The 12,949-nt window shown below is 63.4% G+C and carries 9 protein-coding genes; 3 read left to right on the forward strand and 6 right to left on the reverse strand.

Features of this window, described 5'->3' with window-relative positions; translation table 11 throughout:
* Positions 1-8: 8 nt before the first annotated feature.
* From BLQ92_RS25720 to BLQ92_RS25730, 3 genes are all read right to left on the reverse strand, one after another.
* Positions 9-1,367, reverse strand: a complete 1,359-nt coding sequence (locus tag BLQ92_RS25720; RefSeq protein ID WP_090688186.1) for an MFS transporter — start codon at positions 1,365-1,367, stop codon at positions 9-11.
* A gap of 127 nt (positions 1,368-1,494) precedes the next feature.
* The gene (locus tag BLQ92_RS25725) at positions 1,495-3,174 is read right to left on the reverse strand and encodes an ATP-binding protein (RefSeq protein WP_090688543.1); all 1,680 of its coding nucleotides are present in this window, start codon (positions 3,172-3,174) and stop codon (positions 1,495-1,497) included.
* A gap of 7 nt (positions 3,175-3,181) precedes the next feature.
* Positions 3,182-4,684 carry an ATPase domain-containing protein gene (locus BLQ92_RS25730; RefSeq protein WP_090688545.1) on the reverse strand — a complete coding sequence of 501 codons (1,503 nt, stop codon included), beginning with the start codon at positions 4,682-4,684 and terminating at the stop codon, positions 3,182-3,184.
* Between the two features lie 377 nt (positions 4,685-5,061).
* Between BLQ92_RS25730 and BLQ92_RS25735 the strand changes: the two genes are divergently transcribed.
* Together BLQ92_RS25735 and BLQ92_RS25740 are read left to right on the forward strand one after the other, a co-directional pair.
* Positions 5,062-6,723, forward strand: a complete 1,662-nt coding sequence (locus BLQ92_RS25735) for a tannase/feruloyl esterase family alpha/beta hydrolase (protein WP_090688189.1) — start codon at positions 5,062-5,064, stop codon at positions 6,721-6,723.
* A gap of 188 nt (positions 6,724-6,911) precedes the next feature.
* Complete coding sequence (locus BLQ92_RS25740) at positions 6,912-7,253, forward strand: hypothetical protein (protein ID WP_244106301.1); 342 nt, start codon at positions 6,912-6,914, stop codon at positions 7,251-7,253.
* A gap of 125 nt (positions 7,254-7,378) precedes the next feature.
* On the opposite strand, the gene bamA is transcribed toward BLQ92_RS25740, so the two are convergent.
* The 3 genes from bamA to BLQ92_RS25755 form a co-directional block, all read right to left on the reverse strand.
* The gene (gene bamA / locus BLQ92_RS25745) at positions 7,379-9,694 is read right to left on the reverse strand and encodes an outer membrane protein assembly factor BamA (protein WP_090688193.1); all 2,316 of its coding nucleotides are present in this window, start codon (positions 9,692-9,694) and stop codon (positions 7,379-7,381) included.
* A gap of 96 nt (positions 9,695-9,790) precedes the next feature.
* Complete coding sequence (locus BLQ92_RS25750) at positions 9,791-10,189, reverse strand: hypothetical protein (RefSeq protein WP_090688196.1); 399 nt, start codon at positions 10,187-10,189, stop codon at positions 9,791-9,793.
* A gap of 483 nt (positions 10,190-10,672) precedes the next feature.
* Entirely contained in the window at positions 10,673-11,569 is an 897-nt protein-coding gene (locus tag BLQ92_RS25755) for a LysR family transcriptional regulator (RefSeq protein WP_090688201.1), read from the reverse strand.
* A gap of 104 nt (positions 11,570-11,673) precedes the next feature.
* On the opposite strand from BLQ92_RS25755, the gene BLQ92_RS25760 reads away from it, so the two are divergent.
* Positions 11,674-12,909, forward strand: coding sequence for an MFS transporter (locus BLQ92_RS25760; RefSeq protein WP_090688204.1), 1,236 nt, complete (start codon positions 11,674-11,676; stop codon positions 12,907-12,909).
* Positions 12,910-12,949: the final 40 nt, after the last annotated feature.

Here is a 12,949-nt window from a genome sequence, read left to right on the forward strand (position 1 = left end):
GCCCCTCGCTAAACGTGGTGGGCCGCCTCACCAGCCGTCCCTGGCGCCGTTCCCGTGATCGAGCCCGGCGCGTCCTCCAGCGCCGTGTCGTGATGCAGCAGCAACACCGCCGCCACGCCCACGAGTCCCGCTCCGGATAGACACAACAGTCCCGCACCGAAGCCACCGGTACTATCCTTGATCCAGCCCATCGCATAGGGACCAAAGAAGCCCGCCAGGTTGCCGAGCGAATTCACCGCGGCAATGCCGCAGGCCGCCGCCGCACCAGACAGGAATGCCGCCGGCAGCGTCCAGATCACCGGCAGGCAACCGAAGATGCCGAAGCCCGCCAGCGAAAGCGCGGCCATCTTCAACACCGGGTTATCCAGTCCCGCCGCCGCGCCGATCCCTCCCGCGGCCACCAGCAGCGCAATCGCCACATGCCACTTGCGTTCGAGCTTGCGGTCCGAATGGCGCCCCCACAGCACCATACTGATCACGCCGACCACGTAAGGCAAGGAGGTAACGAAGCCGGTCTGCAGGTTGCTCAGACCGAACGCCTTGACAATCTGCGGCAAGAAGAAACTCAGACCGTAATTGGTTGCGTTCGCACCGAAATAGATCAGCGCAATCGCCAGCACGCGCGGATTGAACAAGGCCTCGCGTACGCTGAAATTGCGCACCGCCTCGCGCTTGGCGCGCTCCTGGGCGAGCCGGCTGACCAGCCACTCGCGTTCGTCGGTCTTCAACCAGCTTGCATCGGCAGGCTTGTCGGTCAGATAGAACAACACCACGACCGACAACAGCACGGCTGGCGCCGCCTCGAGCAGATACACCCATTGCCAGCCGGCCATACCGCCCAGGCCATTCAAGCCGAGCAAGGCGCCGGAAACCGGCGCGCCGATCACGGTGGAAAGCGGAATCGCCGCCATGAAATAGCCGACCACCCGAGCGCGATACATGGCGGGAAACCAGAGCGTCAGCAGAAAGATGATGCCTGGGAAAAACCCGGCCTCGGCGACGCCCAACAGCACCCGCAGCGTATAGAAGACATGAGCGGCCGACATGCCCGTGTAGCGCGCAATGCCGGGAATGAATGCCATCGCGCCGGCGAGTATGCCCCACGTAAACATGATGCGGGCAATCCAGCGCCGCGCGCCGAATTTCTCCAGCAGCAGGTTGGACGGCACCTCGAAGAAAAAGTAAGCGATGAAGAAGATGCCTGCGCCGAAGCCGAACGCACTCGCCGACAGGCCCAGGTCCTTGTTCATTTGCAGCGCGGCAAACCCTACGTTGACGCGGTCCAGATAAGCCACGAAATAGCAGACGACCAGAAACGGCACAAGCCGGGCCGTCACACGCGCCAGAGTACGGGTCTCAATCTCCATGAACGCTCCCCTTAACGAGAAATCACTATGTGGGTCAGCAACGCTTAGGCGGCGATTCGCCCAGGTAGCAAAAGAGTAGTCGTCAGAAGGCAGGCCGCAAAGCGATTTCTGCTGGCCGCCTGCGCCGCTAGCCGATCAGGCTCAGCCGCACCGTTCTGGCCAGTTCGTCCAACTGAAACGGCTTGCGCAGGATGCTGCAGCGCCACACCGCCAGACGCGAGATATCGGCATCTGCATATCCTGTCGCGAGAATCACCGGAAGATCGTCACGCACCTTGCGCGCCGCCGCGATCACATCGATACCGTTCATGCCCGGCATCGCGAAGTCGACCATCAGCAAGTCCGGGTGATCGCCGGCGAGCCGCCCCAGACCAGTCCGGCCGTCGGGCGCTTCGGTCACCACATAGCCGAGCATCTTCAGCGAATCGACCAGCATGCCCCGCACCTCGTTGTCGTCCTCCACCACCAGGATCCGCTTGATACCCTCCACCTTCTGCTCCACCGCGGATACTGTTTCGGACTCCGACACGGCCCGCTCACGTATCGGCAACCATAGTTGCACCGTGGTGCCGCGTCCCTCTTCGCTCTCGATACGCGCCGTGCCGCCAGCCTGGCGGGTAATCCCATACACCTGGCTCAGGCCCAGCCCGGTGCCCTTGCCGATCGGCTTGGTGGTGAAGAACGGATCGAACACGCGCGAAATCACGTCTGCCGGAATCCCCGTGCCGGTATCGCTGAACTCGGCGACCACGTAGGCGCCGTCGGCCAGCGTGGAGTCCGGCGCCACGCGCTGGCCGACCCGCACCGCGAGCTTGCCACCGCCGGGCATCGCGTCTCGCGCATTGATGGCAAGGTTGAGAATCGCCAGTTCGAGCTGGTTGGCATCCGCCTCGGTCCACAGCTCTTCGGCATCGAAGTGGGTCGCGAACTGAATGGACGAGCCGAGCGAAACCGTGATGATGTCGCGCATCCCTTGCAGCAACGCGACCACATCCACCGCTTTCAGATCGAAATTGCTGGTGCGCGAAAACGTCAGCAATTGCCCGGTCAGTTTGGCGCCACGTTCGGTGGCGCGCTTTGCGGTCGCCGCCATGGTGCGTACGCGCTCGTCGACGCTGATGCGTGCGATCAGTTCGGCATTGACCATGATCACGTTGAGCAGGTTATTGAAGTCGTGCGCGATCCCGCCGGTCAGTTGTCCCAGGGCTTCCATCTTTTGCGACTGCACCAGCACCGCCTGGACCTTGGCGCGTTCGTGGATTTCCTTCATCAGACGGTCGTTGGCAGAGGCCAGTTCGTGCGTGCGCTCGGCAATCCGGCTTTCGAGCGAATCGTTCAGTTGCACCAGCGCCGCCTGGGCGCGGATGCGTTCCGCAAGATGCCGGCGCGACACGTCGAGATGCTGCCGTGAATCGTATTGCCGGTTGCGTGCGCGCAATGACGAGGCAACGGCGCGGCGCAGCGTTTCGGAATTCAACGGCCGCTCGAGCACGACCACGTTGCCGAGCCGCTCGAGCACCTGCAGGCTGTGCGCAGAGCGTCTCCCGACACGATTGCCTGCGAGCAGGATGATGGGGAAATCCGACCACGCGGGCTGGTTCTCCAGCCAGCCGAACAGTACCGGAGCCTCGTTGCCGGCCAGCGCCTCTTCGGTTATCAATGCGGTGCCTGCCCCGCTGCCCAACTCGGCTGTCAGCGCGCGCGTATCGCTACAACGGACGCACTCGCGGCTGTCCTTGGTCAGCACCTCGGCAATCACGTCCGCATCGCGGCCGAACGGGGCCAGGATCAGGACGCGACGCTCCATGGTTTGATTAGCCGACACGAGCGATAACATGATCGGTGTTGGACAACAGTGCCGTGCTGCCCTTGTATGACGGCAGGCCGGTCAGCACACCGTCGAAATCGCGCAAGGCCTCGCCCACCTCGACGCCGTCGCTGCCGAGCCGGAACTGGCGGATCGAGCGCTCATGCGGGTTCGCGCGGCTCTTGACGGCGGCCACCGCCGTCAGCACTTCCCCGTTGTGCTCGAAGTAACGGAACAGCACGACGACATCGCTCAGGTAGCTGATGTCGATATCGTTCTGCACCTCGCCGATGATGCCGTGCTGGCCCAGCACCAGCATCGTGACGACGCCTTGCTGGTTCAGGTACCCCAACAGCTCATGCATCTGCAGCAGCAGGAAGCGCTCGCCCGGCATGGCCTGCAGGTAGGCGTTCAGACTGTCGATCGCCACAAACTTCATGTGCCGTTGCTCGACCGCATCGCGCACATCGCTCGCAAATTCGCCCGGCGACAGTTCCGCCGGATCGATCTGCCGCACGGTCAAGCGGCCCGAGTCGACATGCGGCCTGAGATCCATGCCGAGATTGGCGGAGCGCAGCAACAGCGTATTGAGCGTCTCGTCGAACAGATAGTAGATACAACGCTCGCCGCGATTCAACGCAGCAATCAGGCACGACACCACCGTGGTGGTTTTGCCGACCCCCGACGGCCCGATCATGAGCGCGCTCGTGCCCGGGATCAGGCCGCCGCCGAGCAGCCTGTCGAGCCGCTCGTTGCCCGTGCTGAGCACATGCGTATCGAAGTCGGCATGGTGCTCGGCCGCCACGAGGCGCGGATAGACCCTGATGCCGCCCGTGTCGAGCGTGAAGTCGTGATAGCCCTCGCGGAACTTGATGCCGCGCATCTTGGCAATCCGCAGGCGGCGCCGGTTGCCGCCGTAGTCGTGCGCCATGCTGTCCAGACTGATCACGCCGTGCGCGATGCTATGCAGTTGCAGGTCGCCGGGTTCCGACGAATTGTCGTCGAGCAGCAGCACCGTGCATTCGCGCGTCGCCAGGTAGCGCTTCAAGGCAAGAATCTGGCGCCGGTAGCGCAGCGGATTCTGCGAGAGCAAGCGCAGCTCGGACAGGCTGTCGAGCACGATCCGCACGGGCTTGAGTTCGTCGACGTGCTGGATGACGTCGCGCACCGTCTCGCCTAGCTCCACTTCGGCGGGCTGCAAGACGGTTTGCTCGTAGCGCGGGTCGAGCCCTTCGTCCGACAGCAGTTCGACGATCTTGAACCGGCTGACGTCCCAGCCGTGGCTGTGTGCGACTGAAATCAGCTCGGCTTTCGTTTCGGACAGCGTGATATACAGGCCTCGCTGCCCCTCGGAGGCGCCTCTCAGTAAAAACTGCAACGCCAAGGTAGTTTTACCCGTGCCTGGGGCGCCTTCGACAAGATACATGCGCTCTGGCGTCAAACCACCGCCCAGAATGTCGTCGATTCCGTCGATCCCTGAAGAGAGGCGCGCTGCGCGCTGGTTAGCCATGTGCTCAATCATGATGAAAACGTCATGATGCGACGTGGTAGTGAAAATGTCGCCGCCCGGGGAAACGCGTTGTGGCGCTCGTTTTGCCGGACGGCGCGACTGATCGAGCAAGTTGCGGGCCACGCGACGGCGGCGACGCGTCAGCGCGGCGTGTGGCCGGGGGCGCGCGTGCAGCGGGTCGCATGCGTGGCTGCATGCGAGGCCGCACGGCCGTGAGCGGCGTTCTTCGGGATTGACTACATTGGCGATTGGGCTTTCAATCGTCGCATGATCAAGCTCCCCACCATTCACGGGCCGACCGCCCGAGTGCAGCGAGCCGGCGGCATTGCACGGCTCGCGCAGCGGCCGCCGGCAGTCGTGAGTGGCGCCGCGCACGGATGAGCGCGCGACGTGCGGTCCATGCGCTGCTAGGTGCGACGCTGCTGCTCGCGCCGCTCGCCGCAGCCGCGCTATCGAAACAGGCTGCGTTAGCGGCCCAATGCGGTGCGCTCGCCGGCGTCACCATTCCCGCGCAACGAATCGCATTGCCGACCCGTGGCGCGCAGATCGACAGCGCTGCGATGGTGGCCGCCACGGCCCCCGGCAACCAGAGCGGCGAATATTGCCGCGTCACCGGCAGCATCAAGGCGCTCCAGCCGGGCACGCCCGATGTCCACTTCGACCTGAACCTGCCGGTGCGCTGGAACGGCCGCGCATTGCAGATCGGCGGCGGCGGGTATGACGGCGTGGTGGTAAGCGGCACCGGCGTAACGCCGTTTTCGCCGGATCATGCGCCGCTCGCGCTCGGCTATGCGACATTCGGCGACGACTCCGGCCACACCGGCAATTCGGCGCTGGCCGACTTCGGTCTGGTCAACGAGGCGGTGATCAATTTCGGCTTCGCACATCTGAAGAAAACCCACGACGTCGTGCTCGCGCTGATCGAACGCGTGTATGGCCGGCCGCCCGAGCGGATGTATTTCGGCGGCGGCTCGACCGGTGGCCGCGAAGGCTACACGGTGATGCAGCGGTTTCCGGACGACTACGACGGCGTGATCGCCAATTCACCGGCCCTCAACTTTTCCGGCGTGCGCCTCTTAGGCATCGCGCTCGGACGGGCCGAATACGGTGTGGCGGGCGGCTATGTGCCGCCCGCGCTGCTGGAGCGGGTCTACCAACGCAGTCTTGAAGTCTGCGACAAGCTCGACGGCGTCGCCGACGGCATCGTCAGCGACGTGGCGGGATGCCGAAAGCATGAGCAGGAAATAATCGAATCGCTCCGCTGCGCGAGCGCAGGTGCTGCAGGCCGCACAGATGCCGCCGCCTCCGGCAGCAGCGCCGAATGCCTCACCGAGCCGCAGATTGCGACGCTGCGCGTGCTGCGCGACGGTCTGGCGCTACCCTATCCGCTTGCCTGGAACGCGGAACACTACGCCGGCTACAACGTGTTCCAAGGCACGCGCCTGACCGGCATGCTCGGCCTCGGGCACGAGCCGGCACGCCTGCCGCTGCCAGGCTTCCTTGCCAATGGCTATCTGTTCACCCAGGGCGACAGCTACGCCTGCTATTTCGTCACTCAAAATGCGAAGTTCAACTCGCTCAGCTTCGACCCGGCGCATCCGGGCCGCTACCAGCAGCAGCTATTTGGCCTGTCGCAGACGATCGGCGCCATGGACACCGATCTGTCACGCTACATTGCGCGCGGCGGCAAACTGATCACGCTGCAGGGGCTCGCCGACGAAGTCATCAGCCCGAATCAGACCATTGCCTACTACGACGCGCTGATCGCGCGTTTCGGCAGCGACAAGGTCGATTCGTTCATGCGCCTCTATATGGTGCCTGGCTACCAGCACGGCAATGGCGTGTTCATCCCGTCGGTCGATCTGCTCGGCGCACTCGATAACTGGGTCACGCGCGGCGTCTCGCCGCAGACGCTGACGGCCACGGATATCGCCGCTCCGAGCAACGGACGCACGCGTCCCTTGTGCAGGTATCCGATGTTTCCGCGCTACCTCGGCAAGGGCAATGTCAACCGGGCGAGCAGCTTCGTCTGCGCCTGACCGTAAGCGAACTGGATCACAGAAATCGCCGGCAGATCCGGCAGCAAATCCGCCGCCGAATCCGCCGAATCAGTAGGTATCCTCACTCGCTTACCCTTACCCGGCATGCCTTGACTTCATTGAATTTGGGCGTACCGTAAACGGCATCACCGCACGTCTACCGGGACGGTAACTCGCAAGGAAAGACCATGGGCAACAGATATGAACGCTCGCGCCTGTCGCGTTCGTTCACCTATAAAGGCATTCAGTACCATCCCGGCATGCTCCTCGTTCTGGCCGCCCAGGTCGTCTGTCTCGCCGCCTTTTCGTTTGCCGCCAATCTCCTCAGCCATGACAAATGGATGTCATTGACGCTCGGCTTCAGCCTGTTGTTCGGACTGATTCTGTCGCTGGGGTTTTTCGGCACCTGGAGTCAATTCCGTGACGATATCGACCTGTGGACGTTTCTCAACACCAATCCGGTGGAGTCCGCGGTGGCGATCGCCACGGCCGGCGAAGCCATCGCCATTCTGATGATGGGAACGTCCTGAGCGCCCCGGAGAAAATCCTGCCGCGCTGCACAAGCGAAAACAAAGAAAAACCGGCGCCGGAATAGACTGAGGGCAGCACCAGGCTGCCCTCATTACTACGGTAGATAACGCGTCGTCGCCGAGGCCTAGAACGCCGTCCCGATCTGGAACTGGAACTTCTGATACTGGTCGCCAGCGTGCTTCGTGAGCGGGAAACCCAAGCTCAGCTTGAGCGGCCCGATCGGCGAGATCCACGCGAGACCCGCACCGTACGCATAACGCAGACCGTTCGCGCCGATACTGTTGCCTTCGTCGCCCCAGACGTTACCGCCGTCGAAGAACGTGAAGACACGCAGCGTGCGGTCGTAGCCCGTGCCCGGCAGCGGGAACGTCAGTTCGATGTTACCCACCAGCATCTTCGAGCCGCCGATCGGGTCGCCCGTGGTTGCATCGCGCGGACCCAGCGAGCTCGGCTCATAGCCGCGCACCGAACCGATACCGCCGGCGTAGTAGTTCTTGAAAATCGGGTACGGCTTGCCGTCGAGACCGTTGCCGTAGCCGCCCTGGAAGTTCAGGCCTAGCACAAAGCCGCGCGCGAACGAGTAGTAATACTGCGCCTGCACGTCCGCCTTATAGTAAGGCGTACTGCCGATCGGCGAACCCCATTCGGCGTTCGCTTGCGTGAAGTAACCGCGGCTCGGTACCAGTGCGCTGTCGCGGTTATCGCGCGACCAGCCTACCGTCAGCGGAACGTTGTTCGACACGCGGCCGAAGTCGTTCACGTAGTCGATATAGCTTTGCGGTGTGGTCGAGTCGACGTCCAGACGGTTCTGCTCGAAGCCGAGACCGAAGTAGACCATGTCCGATTCGGAGAACGGAATACCGAACTTCATATCCGCGCCCGCCGTGATGATGCGGAAGCTCGTGTCGGTATTGTTCGAGTAGTACAGCGGCTCGCTGGTACGGTAGTAGACGTCGGTAATACGCTTGATGCCGTCCACCGTGAAGTACGGGTCCACCTGGGTGACCGTCAGCGTACGGAACGTCGTTGCCGTATTGATGTTCACCGCGAGGCTGGTGCCCGAACCGAACACGTTGTCCTGCGACACACCCGCCGAAATGATCGGGCCTTCGCCAGAGCCGTAACCGAGACCCAGCGTGACCGAGCCGGTCGGCTTTTCCGTGACCTTGACGTCCACGTCCACCTGGTCGGCCGTGCCTTCGACCGGCACCGTCGTCACGTCGACGTCGGTAAAGTAGCCAAGACGGTTGATACGGTCCTTCGACAGCGCCAGACGGCTAGAGTCGAACCACGAGCTTTCGAGCTGGCGCATTTCCCGGCGCACCACTTCGTCACGTGTGCGGGTGTTGCCAACGATGTTGATGCGGCGCACATAGACGCGGCGGCTCGGATCGACTTGCAGCGTCAGGTCGACCGTGTGGTGTTGCTGGTCGATCTGCGGCAGCGCGTTGACCGTGGCGAACGCATAACCATATTCACCGAGCTTGTCGACCACCGCCTTGGTGGCGGCCTTCAGCTTCGCAGCCGAGAAGCGGTCACCCGGTTTGATCTTGACGAGCTTGGTCAGCTCCGCTTCGCGGTCCAGCAGGTTGCCGGCCAGATGGATGCCGGAAATCGTGTACGGCTCGCCCTCGTGCAGGGTGAGCGTCAGGTACATGTCCTTCTTGTCCGGCGACAGCGAGACCTGGGTCGAATCGATGTTGAACTCGAGGTAGCCGCGGTCGAGATAGTACGAGCGGATGTTCTCGAGGTCGGTGGTCAGCTTGTCTTTCGAGTACAGGTCGTTCTTCGTGTACCACGAGAACCAGTTCGGCGTGGACTGCTGCATTTCGTCACGCAGCGTGCCGTCGCTGAACACCTTGTTACCGATGAAGTTGACCTGGCGGATCTTCGCGCTCGGACCTTCGATCACCGAAAACAGCAGGCCGACGCGATCGCGGTCGATCGGCGTGACCGTCGTCGTGACTTCGGCTGCATAGTAGCCGTGCGTCAGGTACTGGCGTTTCAGTTCCTGCTGGGCGCGGTCGACCAGCGACTTGTCGTAATAGCGGCCCAGCGACAGCCCGACCGAGTTCAGCGCCTTGGTCAGGTTGTCCTTGTCGAATTCGTGCAGACCCGAAAAATCGATCGTGCCGATCGCGGGGCGTTCCTGCACCTGCACCACCACGACATCGCCTTCGGTCGAGATCTTGACGTCGTTGAAGAAGCCCGTCGCATACAGCGCACGGATGGCTTCAGAGGCCTTGTCGTCGGTGAAGGTGTCGCCCTGCTTGATGGGCAGATACGCGAAAACGGTGTTGGGTTCGACGCGTTGCAGGCCTTCGAGGCGGATGTCGCGAACCACGAACGGGGTGGTGGCAAAGGCCGAGACTGCTGTAGCGCTCAGGCCAATAAATGTCAGCGCCCTGGAGCAGCGGGCCGTTAGTGTTTGAACCTTCATGCAGGATAAGCGACAAGAATTCAATGCAACATGGGAACCGCCGCCGCTTGATTTCCAATCTCTGGCCCACGGCGCGGATGGGGATGTCTCTTGGGTCTACTGCAGTCTGATGCCGGAGGTGTCACCGATGGGCGCGAGCCCGGTAGCAACCGCCAGCACTTCCGTCATATGGCGTGCTTGCGAGCGAGGCACCTGGAACGACAATTCGGCACCGCCCGACAGGCGGAAGGTCATGACCAGGTGCGGCGTTTCGCCTGCATCCTTGCCGATTTCCCATGCTTCGCACGGCATCGCAAACTTCACGCTCTGTTTCTTTTGACGGATACGTTCCGACCAGCCAATCGCGTTCGATACAGCCGCCAGCAACTGGTGCATCACCGAGCAATGCAAGGCAATCGGGTCGGGCTGATTACTTTGCAGCATCAGATACTGACCGTCCTCCGTCAGCTCGAATCCGTGGAGCGAGTCGATCGCGAGGGCCACCGTCTGGGACATACAAAGACTCCAGGATAAAGCCAGTTCGGGAGTATAGAACGGAATAGCCCCTGAGCGACCTACCTAGACTCCATACGGTTTACTTCAGCTCTATTACAAAATTCATACATTCCCTACGGTCACACTTACTCTCTCCGAGCATGCCCAGAGAATTTTCATACCATAGCACGAAAAATCTCGAACGCAACATTCTGGATGCCCGGAGCGACAACAACAAGCTTCTCAATCCAGGTATTCACCTGAATCTAACGATAGTCCCGCAGCAGCGCGCCGGTTCGAGCGGCAATTTTCTCTGGCAGACGCCGGTGAAGGACGCTCAGACGTATGCAAACCGTAATTTTACTACAAAGCGCATCGTAATATAGATTACGGGGCATTCTGGCACAAGCCTCGCGGCCGATTGGATAAATTTGTGAGACCTGCGGCCGGGAGGTTGCAAGAAACAGACAAGCTCGGGCCGCACGGCGCCCGAATCGCTGTGGCTTACAGGCGTTCGTTCATCAAGCGTGCGGCGAGGAAGTCGATCAGGAGGCGCGTGCGCGCCGGCAACTTGCGGGTACGCAGCCACAGCGCGTGCAGCGGCAACCCGGCAGGCTCATAGTCAGGCAGCACCAGTTCGACCCGCCCCGCCTCCAGCCAGTCGCGGATCTGCCAGAACGCCGCGAGCCCGATCCCCATACCCGCGGCCACGCCCGCGTTGACCGCCGCCACCCGGTCACTGTCGAAACGGCCGGACACGTTGACCGCGATCTCCTCGCCCTGGCGCGAGCGGAAGGTCCACCGCGACGGGTTCGGCAGGCCGGTGCGAACCACACACGCGTGACTAGCCAGGTCTTGCGGACGCAGCGGCCTGCCGTGCTGCGCGAGATAGCCAGGCGCCGCGTATGCGACCCGTCTGATGGTGCCGAGGCGCCGCGCGACGAGTCGCGAATCGGGCGTCTCGCCGATGCGGATCGTGACATCCGCACCGCTTTCGCTCGGGTCGCGAAAGTCGTCGCTCAGTTCGAGCGACAGCGTCAGGCCTGGATGACGCTGCAGGAACTCCCCTGCCAGCGGGGCGACATAGGCCGGGCCGAACAGCGTCGGAGCGTTGACGCGCAAGCGGCCGGCGAGCTGTTGCGCCTCTTCGGCCAGTTCCGTACGGGCCAGCTCGAGCTCGGCGAACGCACCTTTGACGCGCTCGTAAAACCGCACCCCGGCTGGACTCGGATGACAGGTACGCGTGGTGCGCACGATCAGCGTCGCCCCGTGCGCTTTCTCGAGCATCTGCAGCGACCGGCTGACCGCCTGCAGCGAGCGGCCGAGCCGGCGCGCCGCGTTCGTCAGACTGCCCTCTTCAACAACGGCCACCAGCGTTTCGAGTTCCCGCAACGCATCCATGCCCAATTCTCCCGTTTAACGTGATTATGTCTCCCTCTCTAGGCCAATTATGTTTTGCAAACGTGAGAGTAGCATCGAAAGCTCCTTCACTAGCCGAACTGACCATGACCGCTCCTTTGTTCGAGAACTCAGTGGAAGCGAACGGCGTGGCGCCCTTCGCAAGCCATGTCCCGACCCTGCGTTTTGCCCTGATGGTGGCCGTCGCGGTCCTGCCGCTCTATGCCTCGCAGACCTTGATCCCGGCGCTGAACGCGTCACTGCATCTCGGTTCTGCGATCACGCTCGTCACGGCCTTGACCCTGCTCGGCTATGCCGTGGGCCTGGTGTTGCTGGTGCCGCTGGTCGACCGCTGGCCGAACCGGGCCTTGATCGCCGGCACGCTGTCCGCCCAGGTGGTGTGCCTCGCCGTCGCCGCGGCAGCGCCGAGCGCCGCGCTGTTTCTCTGCGCGTCCTTCGCGGTAGGCGTAAGCGCAAGCGCGGTGCAGATGCTGGTGCCAGCGGCCGCGTCGCTCGCGCCGCCGCAGGCACGCGGCAAGGTAGTCGGCAACGTGATGAGCGGGCTGATGCTCGGCATCCTGCTCTCGCGGCCGCTCGCCAGCATCGTGGGCGGCGCCTTCGGCTGGCGCGGCTTTTTCGCCGCCGACGCCGTACTGGTTGCCGCCGCCACGCTGCTGGTGGTGCCGCGGCTGCCGGATATTCGCCCGAGCGGCGCGCCTTCGTATGCCGCGCTGATCGCCTCGATGGGCCGGCTGATCGCGACCGAACCGGTGCTGCGCCAGCGTGCGCTTTACCAGGGACTGCTGATGGCCGGCTTCAACGCATTCTGGAGCAGCGTCGCGGTCGTGCTGACGCGCACACCCCTCAACCTCGACACCACGCACATCGCGCTGTTCGCGCTGGCGGGCGGCGGCAGCGTGATCGTTGCGCCGCTGGCCGGGCGTCTGGGAGACCGAGGGCATACCACGCGGACGACGGCTGTCGCGCATTGCATCACGCTCGTGGCGACAGTCTGCGCCGCTTGCGCGTTGGGCGGCATGCCGCGCGGCGTGTCGATTGGGTTGCTGGTGGTGGCCGCCTGCGCGATCGACGGCGGCGTCATCGCCGATCAAGCACTTGGCCGGCGCGCGATCAACCTGCTCGCGCCGCAGTCGCGCGGACGCGTGAACGGCCTGTACACGGGGCTCTTTTTCATCGGTAGCGCCTGCGGCGCGGCGATCGCGGGTCCGGCGCTGGCGCGCTGGGGCTGGCCCGGCGTATGCACGGCGACCTTCATCTTCTTCGCCGCAGCCGCGCTGCTGCACATCGTCGACCGGTTGCGTGCGAACGCTCCCGGCCGGTGATCGCGACCGGTGTACCGAGCCGCGCTCTCCCACCATCCCT

Origin of the sequence: Paraburkholderia phenazinium (genome assembly GCF_900100735.1) — a bacterium.
Lineage (GTDB): Bacteria > Pseudomonadota > Gammaproteobacteria > Burkholderiales > Burkholderiaceae > Paraburkholderia > Paraburkholderia phenazinia.